Here is an 18976-nt window from a genome sequence, read left to right as displayed (position 1 = left end):
TCAGACCTCCTGCCGTTGACGGGCGAGCATCAGCCGTGGAAGCAGCAGGGCGCCCAAGTGATAAATCGCCAACAGGGCAATGGCCGCGCCCAGCGGCCACCAGAAGAGATCGCGTTTGGGCTGGTGGCTGAGGGTTTTCACCTGATGCGGGGTGAGTTTGTCGAGGGTGCTGTAGACCTGATCCAGGGCATTGCGGTCTTCGGCGCGGAAGAAGCGTCCGCCCGTGGCCTGGGCAATGTCCTGCAAGCCTTGCAGGTTGACCTTGGCTTCGCCCTCGGCATTCGGATCGCCAATGCCGATGGTGTGAATCACCACACCTTTGGCCGCGGCCATGGCGGCCGCGTGATCCGGGGTAATGGCGCTGCTGGTGTCATTGCCGTCGGTGAGCAGGATCAGCACTTTTTCCTGCTCGTGGGCCTGATCCAGCAGTTTCAGGCTCAGGCCGATGGCGTCGCCGATGGCGGTGTTGGGGCCGGCCATGCCGATGCCGGTGTCGTCCAGCAGCAGTGACAGGCTCGCGTGGTCGAGGGTCAACGGCGCCTGCGGATAGGCACCGGTGCCGAACACGATCAGTCCAATCCGATCGTCTTTACGTTTGTCGATGAACCCGTGCACCACTTCCTTGACCGCGGCCAGGCGATTGATTTTCTGGCCGTTGGCGTCGGTGAAATCGGTGGTTTCCATCGACTGGGAAATGTCGATGGCCAACATCAGGTCGCGCACCGGCTGCTGGTGTTCGATGGGTTTTTCCACCAAAACCGGCCGACTCGCCGCCACCAGCAGCAGCGTCCAGACCAGCAGGTTCAGGAGCAACTGCCAGCGGTTGCTGCGGGTGCCGGCCTGGCTCGGGGCCTGGCCGACAGCACGGCTCATCGCCGCGAAAAACGGAACACGCACGGCGCTGCGCGCTTCACGGTAATCGGGCAGGTAGCGATAGCCGAACCACGGCAGCGGCAGCAGGATCAGCAGCCAGGGGTAATCAAGTTGCCACATGATGACGCTCGACCCAGTTTTTGCAGGTGCTGAACAGCTGTTGGCGCTGTTCAGTGGGCATGGCCCGCAATGTTGCGTCGGGGGCGTAGGCCAGTAGCGACAGTTGTTGGCTGAAGTCGGCGGGTAGGGGCTGTTCAATGTGCCGCTGCAAAAACACCTGCCAGTCCTCATTTCCTAACGCCGCAGGAGATCCCTGTGGGAGCGGCGGTGCGACGATTCGACTTGCTCGCGAAGAGGCCATTGCATTCAATATTGATGTCGACTGACAGGACGCCTTCGCGAGCAAGCCCGCTCCCACAGGGAATGTATTCCAGGTAAAGGATGGCATAGAGATCGCGACCCGCTTGAGCAATTCGGGAAGCTCGCGCAACGCACTCAGGTCACTACTGCGTTGCTGCAATTCCTCCAACCGCACCAACGCCTCGCGCCGATAACGATCGCGCCGCCATTGCCAGTATCGCCGCGCACCAAGCACTACCAGCGTAACGATCAACAGCGCCAGCAACGTCCACCAACCCCAGGTTTGCGGTGCATAACTGACCGGCGCCGGCAGTGCCATTTCCTTGAGTTGGTCGATGCTCGGGATAGCGGGGTTCATCGGCGCCCTCCGGTAAACTTGCCCAGTTCGGCACGCAGTTGTTCGTGGGCTTCTGTGGCAGTACTGAACATCATCAACGGCACCTGGCTGCGGCGCAGCAAGGTCGCGACGTCCTTGAGCCGCCCGCTGAGAAAATCCCCGAGCGGCTGATGCACCTGTTGCCGATCCACCGCCAGTTCCACCTGCAATTGCCCCTGGGTGACCAGCACACGGCCGTTTTTCGGCAGGTTAAGCGCCAGCGGGTCGTACACCTGCATGGCAATCACATCGTTGTGCGCCGCCAGTTGCCGCATCAGTTGCAAGGTGCGTTCGCCGGCCCCGGCGAAGTCGCTGACGATGCAGATCAGGTGATCGTGACCGGCCACGGCCAGGCAGTGCTGCAGGACCTTGTCGAGTTGGTCTTCGCCTTCGGCGTCCGGGTTGGCGGCATTGAGTGCCTGGTTCTGCTGGGCGATGCGGCTGCACAGCGCTTCGATCCGTTTGCGGCTGCGCAGCGGGGCGACGCTGTCGATGCGTTGATCGTTGAAGACCAGCCCACCGACGCGGTCGCCGGCGTTGAACACCATCCACGCGGCCAGGGCGCCGAGTTCGGCGGCGACGGAGGATTTGAAGCTGCGTTGCGAGCCAAAGAACATCGACATGCGCTGGTCTACGAGGATCAGCGCCGGGCGGTCGCGCTCTTCGGTGAATGTCCGTACCACCGGTTTGCCGGTACGCAGGGACGCGCGCCAGTCGAGGTGACGCAAATCGTCCCCCGGCTGATAGCGCCGCAGTTCATCGAAGTTCAGGCCCCGGCCACGCAAACGCGAAGCGTGGTTGCCGGCCAGGATGCTGCCCTGGGGCTGACGCGCCAGAAAACTCAGGTCACGGGCCTTGAACTCCAGGGCCATCAGTTGCGCCAGAGAGACATACACCAGGCCGTCGGCGCTGTTCATGGACATCAGGCAGGAATCGCCACTTTATCGAGCAGGCGGTCGAGCACCTGATCGGCGCTCACGCCGTCGGCCACTGCGTCGTAGCTCAATTGCAGGCGATGGCGCAGCACCGGGTGCACCACGGCGCGGACGTTGTCCGGAGAAACGAAATCCTGGCCCTGCAACCAGGCGTCGGCCCGGGCGCAGCGGTCCAGGCCGATGCCGCCTCGGGGGCTGGCGCCGATGCTGATCCAGCGTCCGAGGTCGGCGTCGTAATCGGCCGGGTGGCGAGTGGCATTGATCAGGTCGATCAGGTAGCGGTCGATGGCCGGGGAGACATGCACGGCACTGACTTCACGGCGCGCGGCGAACACCACGTCCTGAGACAGGGAGAAACCCTGCACGGCAGCGATTTTGGCGCCGAGGGCCTGTTCTTCGTCGCGCAGCAGGCGCAGCACCTGGCTTTCGTTTTCTGCGCTCGGGTAATCGAGCAGCACTTTCATCAGGAAGCGGTCCATCTGCGCTTCCGGCAGCGGGTACGTGCCTTCCTGCTCGATCGGGTTCTGGGTGGCGACCACGATGAACAGTTCCGGCAGCGCATGGCTGTTGCCGGCCACGGTGATCTGGCGTTCTTCCATGGCTTCGAGCAACGCCGCCTGGACCTTGGCCGGCGCACGGTTGATTTCGTCGGCGAGGATCAGGTTGCCGAACAGGGGACCTGGCTGGAAGCGGATTTCGTTCTTGCCTTCGACCTGATGCAGCACCTCGGCGCCGGTGATGTCCGATGGCAGCAAGTCCGGGGTGAACTGGATGCGGCTCATCTTCGCGTCCAGGTGTTTGGCCAGTGATTTGACCGTGCGGGTCTTGGCCAGGCCGGGCAGGCTTTCGAGGAGCAAATGCCCGTTGGCGAGCAAACCGACGAGCATCTGCCGGATCACCTGGTCCTGGCCGAGCACCGTTTCGGCGATGCTGGCTTGCAGGGCGTTGAGGTCGTTGAGTGCGCTCATGCGGTCTCCTAGAAAAATGCCAGGGTCATGTTGACGCTGAATCCATTGCCCTCAGGGCGGTTCTTGGTGTCGAACTCCGGCACCCAGCGCGCATTGAAGTTGGCCTGGGCGTCGGCGAACTTGCCGGTCCAGCCCACTGTCGGGCCGGCACCCACGGAGCGCCCACGGAAGCCGCTGTCGGCGCCGGACCCCGAGTCATCGGTGATCTGCTGGATGTAACCGGCGGCGATACCGGCGTTCCATCCGTTGCCAAAGCCGTGGGTCCACAGCGCATCGAGGGTGTAGATGTTGCCGTTGCGATAATCGGTGGCGTCGTTCTCGGTGTAGAACTCCAGGCCGCTCGACAGCGTGAATTCGCCGCCCTTGCCGTCCAGATGAGTGAACGCCACGGTCGGCATGAAGGTGTAGTTGTTCTGCCCGGGGTTGGCCAGGCGGTCGTCGTTGTAGGCACCGGTGGGCAGGTAGATCGGCAGCGAGAACGCGATGTGGTTGAGTTCGTCGAAGTGATAGCCGGCGGCAATCGGCGTCACCAGCATGTCGGCGAACTGGGTGCCGGTGTCCGAGGTGCCCAGGGTTCTGCCGCGAGGGCCGGTGATACTCGCGGTGATGTCGGTGTACTGCACCGGCACGCCAATGGCCGAGGCGTAATTCCAGCGACCCTTGCCGGTGTCCCAGACATGGGTGAAGTTGGCCATGGTGTAGGACACTTTCATGTCCAGCCCGGTACTCAGGGCACCGACGATCGGCACCTGGGCGTTGCCCTTGAGATCGCCGTCATACCAGATGCTGGTCAGGGACATGACCCAACCCGGCTCCGGGGGCACGATCCCGGCATTGGAGAACACTTGCTGGCCGGTAATCGGCCGGCCGACACCACCCTCGGTCGCCAGTACCAACGGACTGCCGCTGACCATGCACAGCGCCAACAGGGGGCGCACTACGAAAGGCCTGATCATGACTGACTCCACTTGTTATTTTTGAGTGACGGGGTTCAACAGCGGCATTTTCCATTCGCCGTTGCTGACTTCCGGTTTTGGCAAATACAGGCGCAATATCCCGTAGAACGGTCCGTTCGGTGCCGGCAGCCAATTGCTTTGCAGGTCTTGGGCCGGCGCCTTGTGCTGCACATAAAGAGTCAGGCCGCCATCCGCATCGAGCTTCAGGTCAGGCAGCATGCGCGAGTTGATCAGGTAGCGATTGAGCAGGTTGGCCACCAGCAGCTTGTTCTTGCCGTCGTACAGGGTCAGGGACCAGAACGCATCGGCCGGGGGCAGGGCGCCCTTGTCGAAATGCAGGGTGTAGTCGTTTTTCGAGGCGTCGACCGGTTTGCCGTTCTTGTCGACGAAATAACCGATGTAGTTCGCCTCTTCGGCGGAGTTGCCGAAAATCCCCATGTTGGCGCCGGCATAGCGGTACAGGTAATTGCCCTTGAGGTGATCGCGGGTGCCGAAGAAATCACCGCTGGTGACCTCGTGGGTATCGACTTTGGTTTTCTTGAACTCGGCAAACCCGGCCTTGGCATCGCTGATCCCGTCTTCAAGCGCCTTGCGCTGCTCGGCGCTGAGTGTATTCACATTGAAAGGCTTGCCGGCCTCGATACCGATCCTGGCGAAGCGCGCCAACAGGTCCTTTTCCACGTCCTGGGCCGGAGCGAACGCCAGCATGAAATTCAGGTAGCGGAACAGGTCCGGGGTTTCGCTCATGGTCGGCGTGGGTTTTGGCCAGTCGATCTTCGGTGCGGCAACCGGCGCTTTGTGTTTGTCGTAATGACTCAGGGTTTCAACCTTGTAGCCCTTCTGGATCTGCTTGACCTTGGCCAGATCCTTCTCATCGAACAGTTGTGTGCGAAACAGCGCATAGGCGATGTTGCTTTCACTGCGCAGCAAACGGTCGATGTTCAGCGGTTGCTGGCCCTGCCAGTTGGGCCCGGCAATCATGAAATGCCCGCCGTTGTTGCCGGTGCTGCGGGTGCCCAGGTAGGCAAAGTTCTGCGTATAGGCGTCGATCAGTTGCACCGAGTAGTAACGATGCTCTTCGATGGGCGGCAGGGTCAGTACCAGTGGTTCGGCGCGCAAATCCATCCAGACAAAGGAGTAGGGCGTGTCGGCGTTCGGCGTGACAAACGCGGTGTCCTTGGCGGTGAAGGCCTTGGCCGTGTTGCCGATCTGGTTGAACGGCGCCTTGAAGTTAGGGCTCTTCTTGTCCACGGCCTGGGTGTAGAGCGTCTTGTACATCTCCACCACCGGGAAGCCGTACAGGTAGGCTTCCCTGGCAATGGCCCGGGCTTCCTCCGGGGTGGCGGTGAAATCGGCCCAGGCGCCGGTGCTGAGGGTCAGCGCAAGGCCGGTGAACAAAATGCGGTGATTCATATACATCCCTTATTGAACGTTCGGCGTCATTGCACAGCCGTGATGTCGTCGAGTTTCCAGCTCTTGTCGAAATAGGCTTCTGTCGGCGCATACAGACGGAAGTAGCTGAACCAGTGTTTGCCCGGCAGGGTTTGCACCCAGTTGTCTTCGAAACCTTCTGGCGCGGTCGGGCCGAAGTACAGGTCCACCGATCCGTCGGCGTTTTTCTTCAAGTCCTGACGGGACGACAGGTCGGCCTTGCGCTGCGGGTTGTCGATCAGGCAGCGGCTGTCGATGTCGTATACGGTCATCGACCAGAACTGCCTGGCCGGCGGGTTGGCGCCGACATGCAGGCGATAGCTTTTGCCGCCGTCGAGCCAGTTGCCCTTGCTGTCGGTGTAGGCGCCGAGGTAGGTCTGGCCCAGCCCCGGGGTTTTCGAGACCATGCCTTTGGTGTTGGTCACTGCCTCGTAGAACCAGGCGCTGCGTTCCCACAACTGGTCGTAATAGGCCACGCGCTGGGACGGATCGGCGATGTTCAGCACGCTGTCCCATTGCCGGTCCGGCCAGAATTGGGCATTGGGGAAACGCTTGGCGAAGGTGTTGGCCTTGGCGATCAGTTCACCGACCTGTGCACCCTGTTCCAGGGCCGCGCGTTGCTTGTCATTGGGGTTGAACGGCTTGTCCTTCTCGATGCCCAGGCTGGCCAGCATGGCCATGTAGAAACGGTCGCGCTCGTTGACAGGTTCCTTCTGGATGATCTGGTGCAAGCGCTGCCAGTACGCCAGGCCACGAGGCTGGGTGCCGGACCAGGCTTTACCACCGGGAGACAGCAGTCTGGTTTTGGCAGGTTCCGCTCGCTTGGCATACGGGTACATCTTGAACTGCTCGACCAGCGCCTTGCCCTTGGCCGGATCTGGATCCAGCACGCGAAAGCCCACCAGCACATTCATGGTTTCGGATTTGGCCAGGTAGTATTTATGGGCATCCGCTGGCGGCTCGGCACCCGGTGGCAATACCAGGTACTTGCCGCCCTTGCCTTTGTCCGGGCCGGTCTGGCCCATGTCGATGATCGCCCGCTGCCAGAAATCGCCCACGCCACCAGCAGTCGGGCCAGATGGTAGTTCAATCACCAGCGGCCCGGTTTCGTTGAGATCGACAAACCCGAGGATGTACGGCGTGGTGGCGTTGGCCGTGATCACCCCGAGCTTGTCTTCGTAACTGTTGAGCACCATCAGGTCGCCGTTATGGGCACCCAGTTTGTCGCGGAATTCCTCCTGCCACTGGGCGTAGGACACCAGTGGCAAAGCCCACAGATAACTCTGGGTGGCCTGCTGGAAATCCAGTTCGGCGTAGAGCCTGGCGATCGACTCGTGGGCTGGCAGTTCGCCTTCCATGGCAATTTTGCCGATGCGGGTATCAAGTTCCTGGGCGCCCACGCCGCAGCTGACGAACATGGTCATCAGGCTGAAGCCGGCTGCGCGAAGGGCAACGTTCATTTTAAAGTCCTTATTTAGCTAAGGTGACGTTGATGCCGGCGTACAGCGTGAATTGCGGCAAGCCGTCGCCTTTGCGGTCGACGCGTGGCGAGGAGTCGATGGCGATGGCGATGGCGGACAGTCCGGCCTGCCATTTTCCAGTCCCCGATTCGTCCTGCCCGGCGGTCGGCGCAGTGATTTGCGGGCCGACGCCCAACTGCACGCCTTCGGTCTTGAGCAGGAAAATATCAAACACGTTCAGGTCGCCGATGTCGGTGCTGTAACCGTTATGCGGATCGGGACGGGTGCTGACGGGGAGTGTGACGCGCAGCAACTGCGGGACGCCTATGACGTCATTGGCCGCCATCGGAAGGGTGCTGCGCAGCAGCGCATCATTGGTGTGAGCGTTGGTATCGAACAGCTTGGGGGTGAAGTAATCCTGAAGGTTGACGCCGGGCGCCAGGTTCAGCGGGTTGTTGCTTTTGTTGGCCGTCTCGGCGTTATCCGCGTGAGCACAAAAAGCAGGTGCGAGCGAAGTCACCCAGACAAAGGCGTACTTCCCCAATTTCTTAGACATTATTCCCCCGGTTCCCTGGTGGCTGATTGGGCATACGGCCGTTATGTTTGGCCGTAACTGCGTAATCCCTTTCCGATCAAGCCTGTAGGACTCGTCGGATGAAGTTAGCAGCTAACCACGGGTTATCCAGTTGAATGGCTTAATTCTTTCGTTTTGCATGTAGATTTTTGTTGGTTTTGTGTACTAAAAAGTTAATACAGATCAAAGGGTTGTTCCAGCAAGTTAAGCTGCTATCTAGTCAATGTGTGAGCGAGCCTGCTCGCGAAGGCGGCCTGTCAGTCAATATAAGTGTTGAATGTGACGACCACTTCACGAGCAGGCTCGCTTCCACAGGAAACTGGAGCAATAGCCGGTTCAGTCAACGTCAGTTCTTCTTCGCCTGCTCCCAAACCCGCTCTTCCTGCTCACGCAGTTCAGGTGTGAACTCGGCACCGAAATCGTCGGCTTCAAACACCTGCCGAATCTCGATCTCGGCCTCGGTGCCGGGCATCGGGTTGGGGCAGCGCTTGACCCATTCGATGGCTTCTTCTTTGGACTTCACTTTCCACAACCAGAAACCGGCAATCAGTTCCTTGGTTTCGATGAAGGGACCGTCGATCACCGAGCGCTTGTCTCCTGAAAACTTTATACGAGCACCTTTGCTGCTCGGGTGCAGGCCTTCGCCCGCGAGCATGATGCCGGCCTTGACCAGTTCTTCGTTGTAGTTGCCCATGGCCGTCAGCAGTTCCTGGCTGGGCATGACGCCGGCTTCGGAATCCTGGCTGGCCTTGATGATGATCATGAATCGCATGGTCTCGTCTCCGTTGCAGTTGAGTGGCTCGATTTATAGTCGAACGACGGTGGAGCAATTCGACAGAGTGTTAAAAAAGTTTTCGTCGATGACGTGTCGCGTGCCTTTCGTCATGAACATCGGGTTGCGGCGGGTGAGAGCGTACTCTGTACTTTTGCCGACTTGTTCGGCTAACACACGAACCCTGTGGGAGCGAGCTTGCTCGCGATGGCGTCAGATCAAACGCCAGCGATGTTGAATGACATTGCGCTTTCGCGAGCAAGCCCGCTCCCACAGGATTGTGGGTTGTATCCAGTTTTGTGCGCTGTTACATGACAATTTATGTTTGACCATAGGTCGTAGGACAATTTCGTGGTTAACTTCGGCCTCGTCAAAATTCTCCACCACAACGTTCAGAAGGACTCCGTTCATGGCTCAAGTCACTCTTAAAGGCAACCCGGTTCAAGTCAACGGCCAACTGCCACAAGCCGGTTCCAAGGCGCCAGCCTTTTCCCTGGTTGCCGGCAATCTGTCCGACGTCACCCTGAAAGACTTTGCCGGCAAGCGCAAAGTGCTGAACATCTTCCCAAGCGTTGATACCCCGACGTGTGCCACTTCCGTGCGCCAGTTCAATGCCAAGGCCAGCGACGTGGCGAACACCGTTGTTCTGTGCATCTCCGCTGACCTGCCGTTCGCCCAAGCCCGTTTCTGCGGCGCCGAAGGCCTGGAAAACGTACAAAACCTGTCGACCCTGCGCGGTGCCGAGTTCATCGAGAACTACGGCGTGGCCATCGCCGACGGCCCGCTCAAAGGCCTGACCGCCCGTGCTGTGGTGGTTCTGGACGAAAACGACAACGTGCTGCACAGCGAACTGGTTGGCGAAATCGCTGACGAACCGAACTATGAAGCGGCACTTGCTGTTCTGAAATAAGCTCGGCATTACACTTATTAACGGCCTGGCTCTGTCCAGGCCGTTTTCATTTGTGCTTCAGTGTCTTACACAAAACTCCTGTTACGTAAGCCGAAGGTAAATTGCCGGTAAAGGCGCTTTGCTTAAAACCCGCCAGTGCTTATCGTTCAGCCTCATGTAAAAAAGCCCACGCGCCCAATGGTTGATCACTCAATGCAATCCTCCGCTTCCCGTAGTCCCCGTCGCTGGCTGTTCGGCCTGCTTGTCCTGTTGGTCATCGCCGCCCTGTGCTGGAAATTCTGGCCCGGCAGCGCTGCACCCAAGGAGGCTGCGGGGCAGAAAGCCGTCGCCGGGCAAACCGGCAGGTCAGGCGGAATGCGCCCTGGATTCGGTGGCGCGTCCGGGCCGGTACCGGTGCGAGTGGCGCCGGCGGTCAAGGGTGATTTCCCGCTGTATTTCAAGGCGCTGGGCACGGTCACGGCGCTGAACACCATCAATGTCCGCAGCCGCGTCGGCGGCGAGTTGGTCAAGATCTATTTCGAAGAAGGGCAGATGGTCAAGGCCGGCGACCTGCTGGCCGAAATCGACCCGCGCCCTTACCAGAATGCCTTGCTCCAGGCCGAGGGCACCTTGCTGCAGAATCAGGCGCAGCTGAAAAACGCCCAGGTCGACGTCGAGCGCTATCGCGGCCTGTACCGCGAAGACAGTATTGCCAAGCAGACCCTGGACACCGCCGAAGCGCTGGTCGGTCAGTTCCAGGGCACGGTCAAGACCAATCAGGCGGCGGTCAACGACGCCAAGCTCAACCTCGAATTCACCCGGATCCGCGCACCGATCACCGGTCGCGTCGGCCTGCGTCAACTGGACGTCGGCAACCTGGTCGCGGCCAACGACACCACAGCATTGGCGATCATCACCCAGACCCAACCGATCAGCGTGGCCTTCACCCTCCCTGAAAACAGCCTCGACACCGTGCTGGCCCGTTATCGCAGTGGCGCAAAGTTGCCGGCTGAAGCCTGGGATCGCGGTGATACCAAATTGCAAGCCACTGGCGTGCTGCAGAGCCTGGACAACCAGATCGACGTCACCACTGGCACCCTGAAGTTCAAGGCTCGTTACGAGAACCGCGACCAGTCGCTGTTCCCCAACCAGTTTGTCAACGTGCGCCTGCTGGCCGACACCCTCAAAGACGTAGTACTGGCGCCTTCCGCCGCGATCCAGTTCGGCACCAACGGCACGTTCGCCTATGCCCTGGACGGTGACAAGAAGGTCAAGATCCGTCAGTTGAAAGTCGGCGCCAGTGACGGCGTGAACACCGTGGTCACCGAAGGCCTGTCGGCAGGCGATCGGGTCGTGTTGGAAGGCACCGACCGGCTGAAGGACGGCAGCGACGTGGAGGTGGTCAACGACAGCCAGGACGTGCCGACCACGCCAACCGAACACCTGCAAGGCAAGTCGGCGGTCAACGCGGCTGAGCCTGCGACCACCGACAAGGCGAAAAAGGGCGGCGCATGAATCTCTCGCGGCTGTTCATCCTTCGCCCGGTAGCCACCACGCTGAGCATGCTGGCGATTATCCTGGCCGGCGTCATCGCTTATCGATTGTTACCGGTGTCGGCATTGCCCCAGGTCGACTACCCGACCATTCGCGTCATGACCCTGTACCCCGGCGCCAGCCCGGATGTCATGACCAGCGCAGTGACCGCGCCGCTTGAGCGGCAATTCGGGCAGATGCCCGGCCTGACGCAAATGGCTTCCACCAGTTCCGGCGGCGCGTCAGTACTGACCCTGCGGTTCAGCCTCGACATCAACATGGACGTGGCCGAGCAGCAAGTGCAGGCAGCGATCAACGCGGCGACCAACCTGTTGCCCAAGGACCTGCCGGCACCGCCGGTGTACAACAAGGTCAATCCGGCCGATACGCCGGTGCTGACCCTTGCCATCACCTCCAAGACCATGCTGCTGCCCAAGCTCAATGACCTGGTCGATACGCGCATGGCGCAGAAGATTGCCCAGATCAGCGGCGTCGGCATGGTCAGCATTGCCGGTGGCCAACGCCAGGCCGTGCGCATCAAGGTCAATCCGGAAGCCCTGGCGGCCAATGGCTTGAACCTGTCGGACGTGCGTACCCTGATCGGCGCCTCCAACGTCAACCAGCCCAAGGGCAACTTCGACGGCCCGACCCGGGTCTCGATGCTCGATGCCAACGATCAACTGACGTCGCCCAAGGACTACGCCAACCTGATCCTGGCCTACGCCAATGGCGCACCGTTGCGCCTCAAGGACGTCGCAGAAATCGTCGACGGCGCCGAGAACGAGCGACTCGCTGCGTGGGCTAACGAGAACCAGGCCGTGCTGCTGAACATCCAGCGTCAGCCCGGCGCCAACGTGATCGAGGTGGTGGACCGGATCAAGGCTCTGCTGCCGAGCATCACCGACAACCTGCCGGCCGGTCTCGACGTGGTGGTGCTGACCGACCGCACCCAGACCATCCGCGCCTCGGTCAAGGACGTGCAGCACGAATTGCTGATCGCCATCGCCCTGGTGGTCATGGTCACCTTCCTGTTCCTGCGTCGTGCCAGCGCCACGATCATTCCTTCGGTGGCCGTGCCGCTGTCGCTGATCGGTACGTTCGGCGTGATGTACCTGGCCGGGTTCTCGGTCAACAACCTGACCCTGATGGCCCTGACCATCGCCACCGGTTTCGTGGTGGACGACGCGATCGTCATGCTGGAGAACATTTCCCGATTCATCGAAGAAGGCGACAGCCCTCTGAACGCAGCGCTCAAGGGCGCCAGGCAGATCGGCTTCACCCTGATCTCCCTGACGTTATCGCTGATCGCCGTGCTGATCCCGCTGCTGTTCATGGCGGACGTGGTAGGGCGCTTGTTCCGCGAATTCGCCATCACCCTGGCGGTGGCGATCCTGATTTCCCTGGTGGTTTCCCTGACCCTGACGCCGATGATGTGCGCGCGGTTGCTCAAGCGTGAACCCAAGGAAGCAGAGCAGGGCCGCTTCTACCGTGCCAGCGGCGCGTTCATCGACTGGATGATCGCCGCCTACGGACGCAAGTTGCAGTGGGTGCTCAAGCACCAGCCACTGACCTTGATGGTGGCCATTGGCACATTAGCGCTGACGGTATTCCTCTACATGGTGGTGCCCAAGGGTTTCTTCCCGGTGCAGGACACCGGCGTCATCCAGGGCATTTCCGAAGCGCCGCAATCGATTTCCTTCGCCGCCATGAGCGAGCGCCAGCAGGAACTGGCCAAGGTCATCCTGGCCGACCCGGCGGTCGAGAGCCTGTCCTCCTACATTGGCGTGGATGGCGACAACTCGACCCTCAACAGCGGTCGGTTGCTGATCAACCTCAAGTCGCACCACAACCGCGACCTGAGCGCCACGCAAGTGATTGCCCGGCTGCAGCCGGAACTGGACAAACTGGTCGGCATCCGCCTGTTCATGCAGCCGGTGCAGGACCTGACCATCGAAGACCGGGTCAGCCGCACGCAGTACCAGTTCAGCATGTCGTCGCCGGACCCGGCGTTGCTGAGCCTGTGGAGCGGGCGTCTGGTGGAGGCCTTGGCCGACCGGCCGGAGTTGACCGACGTCGCCAGCGATTTGCAGGACAAGGGCTTGCAGGTCTATCTGGTGATCGACCGCGATGCGGCGTCGCGGGTCGGTGTGTCGGTGTCGAACATCACCGATGCGCTGTACGACGCCTTTGGTCAGCGGCAGATTTCCACGATCTACACCCAGGCCAGTCAGTACCGCGTGGTGCTGCAATCGCAGTCCGGCGAGAAGATCGGCCCGGATGCGTTGAACCAGATTCATGTCAAGACCACCGATGGCGGGCAGGTGCGCCTGTCCAGCCTGGCGCATATCGAAGAGCGCCAGGCGCAACTGGCAATCACCCATATCGGCCAGTTCCCGGCGGTGATGATGTCCTTCAACCTGGCGCCCGGCGTGGCACTGGGGCATGCGGTCGAGATCATCGAGCAGGTGCAGAAGGACATCGGCATGCCGATTGGCGTGCAGACCCAGTTCCAGGGCGCGGCGGAGGCTTTCCAGGCTTCGTTGTCGAGCACCTTGCTGCTGATTCTGGCGGCGGTGGTGACCATGTACATCGTGCTGGGCGTGCTCTACGAGAGCTATATCCACCCGATCACCATTCTCTCGACCTTGCCCTCGGCGGCGGTGGGCGCCTTGCTGGCGTTGATCCTCAGCGGCAACGACCTGGGCATGATCGCGATCATCGGCATCATTCTGCTGATCGGCATCGTGAAGAAGAACGCGATCATGATGATCGACTTCGCCCTCGACGCCGAGCGCAACCAGGGCATGGACCCGCAAACGGCGATCTATCAGGCGGCCTTGCTGCGTTTCCGGCCGATCCTGATGACCACCCTGGCCGCGCTGTTCGGTGCCGTGCCGTTGATGCTGGCTACCGGTTCCGGCGCGGAACTGCGCCAGCCGCTGGGTCTGGTGATGGTCGGCGGCCTGTTGCTGAGTCAGATTCTGACGCTGTTCACCACGCCTGTGATCTACCTGTATTTCGATAGGTTGGGACGCCGCTTTGGCAAGACCGGCGCTCAGGAGACGGCGGTATGACGGCCTGCATAACCTGTGGGAGCGGGCTTGCTCGCGAAGGCGTCCGGTCAGTCGACAGGGATGTTGAATGCAAGGCCCTCTTCGCGAGCAAGCCCGCTCCCACAGGGGGCCGTCATCGATGAATCTATCGGGACCTTTCATCAAGCGCCCGGTGGCGACCATGTTGCTGAGCCTGGCAATCATGCTGCTGGGCGGCGTGAGCTTCGGTTTGCTGCCCGTGTCGCCGCTGCCGCAAATGGACTTTCCGGTGATCGTGGTCCAGGCCAGCCTGCCCGGGGCCAGCCCCGAGGTGATGGCGTCGACCGTGGCCACGCCTTTGGAGCGCTCCTTCGGCAGCATTGCCGGGGTCAACACCATGAGCAGCCGCTCAAGCCAGGGTTCGACCCGGGTGATCCTGCAATTCGACCTGGACCGCGACATCAATGGCGCGGCGCGGGAAGTGCAGGCGGCCATCAATGCCTCGCGCACCCTGCTGCCGAGCGGGATGCGCAGCATGCCGACCTACAAGAAGGTCAACCCGTCCCAGGCGCCGATCATGGTGCTGTCGCTGACGTCGGATGTGCTGGAAAAAGGCCAGCTCTATGACCTGGCCTCGACGATTCTGTCCCAGAGCCTGTCCCAGGTGCAGGGCGTCGGCGAGGTGCAGATCGGCGGCAGTTCGTTGCCGGCGGTGCGTATCGAACTCGAACCGCAGTCGCTGAACCAGTACGGCGTGGCCCTGGACGATGTGCGCAACACCATCGCCAATGCCAACGTGCGCCGGCCCAAGGGCTCGGTGGAAGACGATCAGCGGCTGTGGCAGGTCCAGGCCAACGACCAGCTGGAAAAAGCCAAGGACTACGAGTCGCTGATCATCCACTACAACGGCGGCGCAGCCCTGCGCCTGAAGGATGTGGCCAAGGTCAGCGATGGCGTCGAGGACCGCTACAACAGCGGATTCTTCAACGATGACGCGGCGGTGCTGCTGGTGATCAACCGCCAGGCCGGCGCCAACATCATCGAGACGGTCAACGAGATCAAGGCGCAGTTGCCGGCGTTGCAGGCGGTGCTGCCGGCCAGCGTCAAGCTGAACCTGGCCATGGACCGCTCGCCAGTGATCAAGGCCACGTTGCACGAAGCGGAAATGACCCTGCTGATCGCCGTGGCGCTGGTGATTCTGGTGGTGTTCCTGTTTCTCGGTAACTTCCGCGCTTCGCTGATCCCGACCCTGGCGGTGCCGGTGTCGCTGGTCGGCACCTTTGCCGTGATGTACCTCTACGGCTTTTCGCTGAACAACCTGTCGCTGATGGCGCTGATCCTGGCCACCGGGCTGGTGGTGGACGATGCCATCGTGGTGCTGGAGAACATTTCCCGGCACATCGACGAAGGCGTGCGGCCGATGCGGGCTGCGTACCTGGGTGCCCAGGAAGTCGGTTTTACCTTGCTGTCGATGAACGTGTCGCTGGTGGCGGTGTTCCTGTCGATCCTGTTCATGGGCGGGATCATTGAAAGCCTGTTCCGCGAATTCTCCATCACCCTGGCGGCGGCCATCGTGGTCTCGCTGGTAGTGTCGTTGACCCTGACCCCTATGCTCTGCGCCCGCTGGCTCAAGCCACACACGCCAGGGCAGGAGAACCGCCTGCAATGCTGGAGCCGGCGGACCAACGACTGGATGGTCGGCAAATACGCCACCAGCCTCGACTGGGTGCTGCGCCACAAGCGTCTGACCTTGCTCAGTCTATTCGTGACAATTGGTGTGAACATTGCGCTGTACGTTGTTGTTCCTAAAACGTTTTTGCCGCAACAGGATACCGGCCAGCTGATCGGCTTCGTGCGCGGCGACGACGGCCTGTCGTTCAGTGTGATGCAGCCGAAGATGGAGATTTTCCGCCGGGCGGTGTTGAAGGACGAGGCGGTAGAAAGCGTCGCCGGCTTCATTGGCGGCAACAACGGCACCAACAACGCCTTCATGCTGGTGCGCCTGAAGCCGATCAAGGAACGCAACATTTCCGCACAGAAAGTCATCGAACGCCTGCGCAAGGAGATGCCCAAGGTTCCCGGTGCGCAACTGATGCTCATGGCGGACCAGGACCTGCAATTCGGTGGCGGCCGCGAGCAGACCACCTCGCAATACTCGTACATCCTGCAGAGCGGGGATCTGGGTGCCTTGCGCCAGTGGTATCCGAAAGTCGTCACCGCGCTCAGGGCCTTGCCGGAGCTGACGGCGATCGATGCGCGGGAAGGCCGGGGCGCGCGGCAAGTGACCCTGATCGTCGACCGTGACCAGGCCAAGCGCCTGGGTGTCGACATGGACATGGTCACGGCAGTGCTGAACAACGCCTACAGCCAGCGGCAGATATCGACCATCTACGACAGCCTCAACCAGTATCAGGTGGTGATGGAGGTCAATCCGAAATACGCCCAGGACCCGATCACCCTCAAGCAAGTCCAGGTGATCACCGCTGATGGCGCGCGGATCCCGCTGTCGACCATCGCCCATTACGAAAACAGCCTGGAAAACGACCGGGTCAGCCACGAAGGCCAGTTTGCTTCGGAAAGCATTGCCTTCGACATGGCTGAAGGCGTGACGGTGGAGCAGGGCAGTGCCGCCATTGAACGAGCGATTGCCAAGGTCGGCCTGCCGGAAGACGTGATCGCGAAAATGGCCGGCACAGCCAACGCTTTCGCGGCGACTCAAAAAAGTCAGCCGTGGATGATTCTGGGGGCACTGGTGGCGGTGTATCTGGTATTGGGTGTGTTGTATGAAAGCTACATCCACCCGCTGACGATCCTCTCGACCTTGCCGTCAGCCGGGGTCGGGGCGTTGCTGTCGATCTATGTGCTGGGTGGCGAATTCAGCCTGATCTCGTTGCTCGGGTTGTTCCTGCTGATTGGGGTAGTGAAGAAAAACGCCATCCTGATGATCGACCTGGCGTTGCAGTTGGAGCGACACCAGGGCATGGCACCGCTGGAATCGATTCGCAGCGCCTGCCTGCAACGTTTGCGACCTATTCTGATGACCACCCTGGCGGCGATCCTCGGTGCCTTGCCGTTGCTGCTGAGCCGTGCCGAAGGGGCGGAAATGCGCCAGCCGCTGGGCCTGACCATCATCGGCGGGCTGATCTTCAGCCAGGTGCTGACGCTTTACACCACCCCGGTGGTTTACCTCTATCTCGACAAACTGCGCCATCGCTTCAATAAATGGCGTGGGGTGCGTACCGATGCTGCTCTGGAAACTCCGCTATGACTGAACGTTCGCTTTTCAACCTGGCTGCACCGCTGATCACGGCTCGAGGCTCGCGTGTGTTGAGCCTGTCACTGTGCGTGGCGATGCTCAGTGCCTGCGCCGTCGGCCCGGACTACCAGCGCCCGCAAACCGCGGAGCCTGCGCAGTACAAGGCCGCAGAGGGCTGGCGTCAGGCCAATCCGAGCGATGCCCTGGCGCGTGGTGCGTGGTGGGAGTTGTATGGCGACCGGCAGCTCAATGAACTGATCGAAAAGCTCAACAGCGCCAACCAGACCGTCGCCCAGTCCGAGGCGCAGTACCGTCAGGCCCAGGCCTTGGTGCGCAGCGCACGCGGGGCGTTTTTCCCGACGGTGGACCTGAACGTCAGCAAGAACCGTTCAAGCCAGGGCACCGGCAGCAGCAACTCCAGCCTGAGCAGTTCGTCCAGCGGTATTCGTGACACGTACTCGGCCCAGGCGGGCGTCAGTTGGGAAGCGGACGTATGGGGCAAGCTGCGCCGCGGCCTCGAAGCCGACACCGCCAATGCCCAGGCAAGCTTTGCCGATCTGGCCGCGATGCGCCTGAGTCAACAGTCGGAACTGGTGCAGAATTACCTGCAACTGCGCGTGATCGATGGCCAGAAACGCTTGCTCCAGGACACGGTCGAGGCTTATCAGCGTTCGTTGAAAATGACCGAGAACCAGTACCGCGCAGGCGTATCGGGCAAGGACGCGGTGGCCCAGGCCCAGACACAGCTAAAAGGCACCGAAGCCGATATGATCGACCTGATCTGGCAACGCGCCCAGTTCGAGAACGCCATTGCCGTGCTGATCGGCTTGCCACCGGCAGAATTCAGCCTGGCGGAAAGCCAGGACATTCCGCAGTTGCCGCAAGTACCGCAGGCACTGCCTTCGCAGTTGCTGGAGCGTCGCCCGGATATCGCTTCCGCCGAGCGCTCGGTGATGGCCGCCAACGCCAACATCGGCGTGGCCAAGGCCGCCTATTACCCCGACCTGACATTGAACATGAACGGCGGTTACAGCAGCAGCACCTATTCCAATTGGATCAGCCTGCCGAACCGCTTCTGGTCGGTCGGACCGCAATTGGCCATGACCCTGTTCGACGGCGGCCAGCGCTCGGCGGAAGTCGACCGCAGTGAAGCGGCCTATGACGAAACGGTGGCCAAGTATCGCCAGACCGTGCTGGACGGCTTTCGCGAAGTGGAAAACTTCCTGGTGCAGCTCAAGGTGCTTCAGGACGAAGCCGTCGTGCGCCAACAGGCACTGGACGCCGCCCGTGAATCGTTGCGCCTGACCCAGAACCAGTACAAGGCCGGCTTGATCGCGTACATCGATGTGGTGGTGACCCAGGCGGCGGCACTGAGCAATGAGCGCAGCAACCTGGACCTGTTGCAAAGCCGCTTGATAGCCAGCGTGCAATTGATTGCCGCGTTGGGGGGTGGCTGGGATGGGCAGCTTCAGGTGAGCGAAAACCGATAGTGCAATCTAACGCACGCTGCAATCCCTGTGGGAGCAAGCTCGCTCCCACAGGTTTAATGGCGCCAGCAACT

At 61.2% G+C, this 18976-nt stretch carries 13 protein-coding genes and 1 pseudogene; 5 read left to right on the top strand and 9 right to left on the bottom strand.

Features of this window, described 5'->3' with window-relative positions; genetic code table 11:
• The 9 genes and pseudogenes from AC3IT6_RS15830 to AC3IT6_RS15790 all read right to left on the bottom strand — a co-directional run bounded on the left by AC3IT6_RS15830 (position 1) and on the right by AC3IT6_RS15790 (position 8705).
• Positions 1-993, bottom strand: a complete 993-nt coding sequence (locus AC3IT6_RS15830; RefSeq protein WP_489350978.1) for a vWA domain-containing protein — start codon at positions 991-993, stop codon at positions 1-3.
• Positions 980-1591 carry a DUF4381 domain-containing protein gene (locus tag AC3IT6_RS15825; protein ID WP_489350976.1) on the bottom strand — a complete coding sequence of 204 codons (612 nt, stop codon included), beginning with the start codon at positions 1589-1591 and terminating at the stop codon, positions 980-982. Before AC3IT6_RS15825 ends, AC3IT6_RS15830 begins: the two co-directional genes overlap by 14 nt.
• A complete protein-coding gene (locus AC3IT6_RS15820) occupies positions 1588-2532 on the bottom strand; it encodes a DUF58 domain-containing protein (protein ID WP_489350974.1) in 945 nt (314 codons plus the stop codon). Before AC3IT6_RS15820 ends, AC3IT6_RS15825 begins: the two co-directional genes overlap by 4 nt.
• Entirely contained in the window at positions 2532-3512 is a 981-nt protein-coding gene (locus AC3IT6_RS15815; protein ID WP_489350972.1) for an AAA family ATPase, read from the bottom strand. The genes AC3IT6_RS15820 and AC3IT6_RS15815 overlap by 1 nt, the downstream gene beginning before the upstream one ends.
• 8 nt (positions 3513-3520) lie before the next feature.
• Positions 3521-4468, bottom strand: coding sequence for a SphA family protein (locus AC3IT6_RS15810; RefSeq protein WP_489350970.1), 948 nt, complete (start codon positions 4466-4468; stop codon positions 3521-3523).
• Between the two features lie 15 nt (positions 4469-4483).
• A complete protein-coding gene (locus tag AC3IT6_RS15805) occupies positions 4484-5881 on the bottom strand; it encodes a DUF1254 domain-containing protein (RefSeq protein ID WP_489350968.1) in 1398 nt (465 codons plus the stop codon).
• A 26-nt stretch (positions 5882-5907) separates the two neighbouring features.
• The gene (locus tag AC3IT6_RS15800; protein ID WP_489350966.1) at positions 5908-7359 is read right to left on the bottom strand and encodes a DUF1254 domain-containing protein; all 1452 of its coding nucleotides are present in this window, start codon (positions 7357-7359) and stop codon (positions 5908-5910) included.
• 103 nt (positions 7360-7462) lie between these two features.
• Positions 7463-7915 (bottom strand): annotated as a pseudogene (locus tag AC3IT6_RS15795) (hypothetical protein); the annotation flags it as partial.
• Positions 7916-8279: 364 nt separating this feature from the next.
• A complete protein-coding gene (locus tag AC3IT6_RS15790; protein WP_489350964.1) occupies positions 8280-8705 on the bottom strand; it encodes a YciI family protein in 426 nt (141 codons plus the stop codon).
• A gap of 409 nt (positions 8706-9114) precedes the next feature.
• Here AC3IT6_RS15790 and tpx point away from each other — a divergent pair, with 409 nt between their 5' ends.
• The 5 genes from tpx (at position 9115) to AC3IT6_RS15765 (ending at position 18905) form a co-directional block, all read left to right on the top strand.
• Positions 9115-9615: a thiol peroxidase gene (gene tpx / locus AC3IT6_RS15785; RefSeq protein WP_056727540.1), complete on the top strand. Its 501-nt coding sequence runs from the start codon at positions 9115-9117 to the stop codon at positions 9613-9615.
• 177 nt (positions 9616-9792) lie between these two features.
• Positions 9793-11109 carry an MdtA/MuxA family multidrug efflux RND transporter periplasmic adaptor subunit gene (locus AC3IT6_RS15780; RefSeq protein WP_489350961.1) on the top strand — a complete coding sequence of 439 codons (1317 nt, stop codon included), beginning with the start codon at positions 9793-9795 and terminating at the stop codon, positions 11107-11109.
• Positions 11106-14201: an MdtB/MuxB family multidrug efflux RND transporter permease subunit gene (locus AC3IT6_RS15775; RefSeq protein WP_489350959.1), complete on the top strand. Its 3096-nt coding sequence runs from the start codon at positions 11106-11108 to the stop codon at positions 14199-14201. Before AC3IT6_RS15780 ends, AC3IT6_RS15775 begins: the two co-directional genes overlap by 4 nt.
• A gap of 118 nt (positions 14202-14319) precedes the next feature.
• Complete coding sequence (locus AC3IT6_RS15770; RefSeq protein ID WP_489350957.1) at positions 14320-17427, top strand: efflux RND transporter permease subunit; 3108 nt, start codon at positions 14320-14322, stop codon at positions 17425-17427.
• The gene (locus tag AC3IT6_RS15765) at positions 17424-18905 is read left to right on the top strand and encodes an efflux transporter outer membrane subunit (RefSeq protein WP_489350955.1); all 1482 of its coding nucleotides are present in this window, start codon (positions 17424-17426) and stop codon (positions 18903-18905) included. Before AC3IT6_RS15770 ends, AC3IT6_RS15765 begins: the two co-directional genes overlap by 4 nt.
• The last annotated feature ends 71 nt before the right edge of the window (positions 18906-18976 follow it).

Source organism: Pseudomonas sp. KH_017, assembly GCF_057840285.1.
Note: the sequence above shows the minus strand (reverse complement) of the source record. Positions and strands in the feature narration are given on the sequence as shown.

Bases quoted from the DNA above. Each gene is read 5' to 3' on its own strand.
- AC3IT6_RS15765 (WP_489350955.1), top strand. From the start codon at position 17,424: ATGACTGAACGTTCGCTTTTCAACCTGGCTGCACCGCTGATCACGGCT.
- AC3IT6_RS15780 (WP_489350961.1), top strand. From the start codon at position 9,793: ATGGTTGATCACTCAATGCAATCCTCCGCTTCCCGTAGTCCCCGTCGC.
- AC3IT6_RS15775 (WP_489350959.1), top strand. From the start codon at position 11,106: ATGAATCTCTCGCGGCTGTTCATCCTTCGCCCGGTAGCCACCACGCTG.
- tpx (WP_056727540.1), top strand. From the start codon at position 9,115: ATGGCTCAAGTCACTCTTAAAGGCAACCCGGTTCAAGTCAACGGCCAA.
- AC3IT6_RS15825 (WP_489350976.1), bottom strand. From the start codon at position 1,591: ATGAACCCCGCTATCCCGAGCATCGACCAACTCAAGGAAATGGCACTG.
- AC3IT6_RS15805 (WP_489350968.1), bottom strand. From the start codon at position 5,881: ATGAATCACCGCATTTTGTTCACCGGCCTTGCGCTGACCCTCAGCACC.
- AC3IT6_RS15810 (WP_489350970.1), bottom strand. From the start codon at position 4,468: ATGATCAGGCCTTTCGTAGTGCGCCCCCTGTTGGCGCTGTGCATGGTC.
- AC3IT6_RS15800 (WP_489350966.1), bottom strand. From the start codon at position 7,359: ATGAACGTTGCCCTTCGCGCAGCCGGCTTCAGCCTGATGACCATGTTC.
- AC3IT6_RS15790 (WP_489350964.1), bottom strand. From the start codon at position 8,705: ATGCGATTCATGATCATCATCAAGGCCAGCCAGGATTCCGAAGCCGGC.
- AC3IT6_RS15770 (WP_489350957.1), top strand. From the start codon at position 14,320: ATGAATCTATCGGGACCTTTCATCAAGCGCCCGGTGGCGACCATGTTG.
- AC3IT6_RS15830 (WP_489350978.1), bottom strand. From the start codon at position 993: ATGTGGCAACTTGATTACCCCTGGCTGCTGATCCTGCTGCCGCTGCCG.
- AC3IT6_RS15815 (WP_489350972.1), bottom strand. From the start codon at position 3,512: ATGAGCGCACTCAACGACCTCAACGCCCTGCAAGCCAGCATCGCCGAA.
- AC3IT6_RS15820 (WP_489350974.1), bottom strand. From the start codon at position 2,532: ATGTCCATGAACAGCGCCGACGGCCTGGTGTATGTCTCTCTGGCGCAA.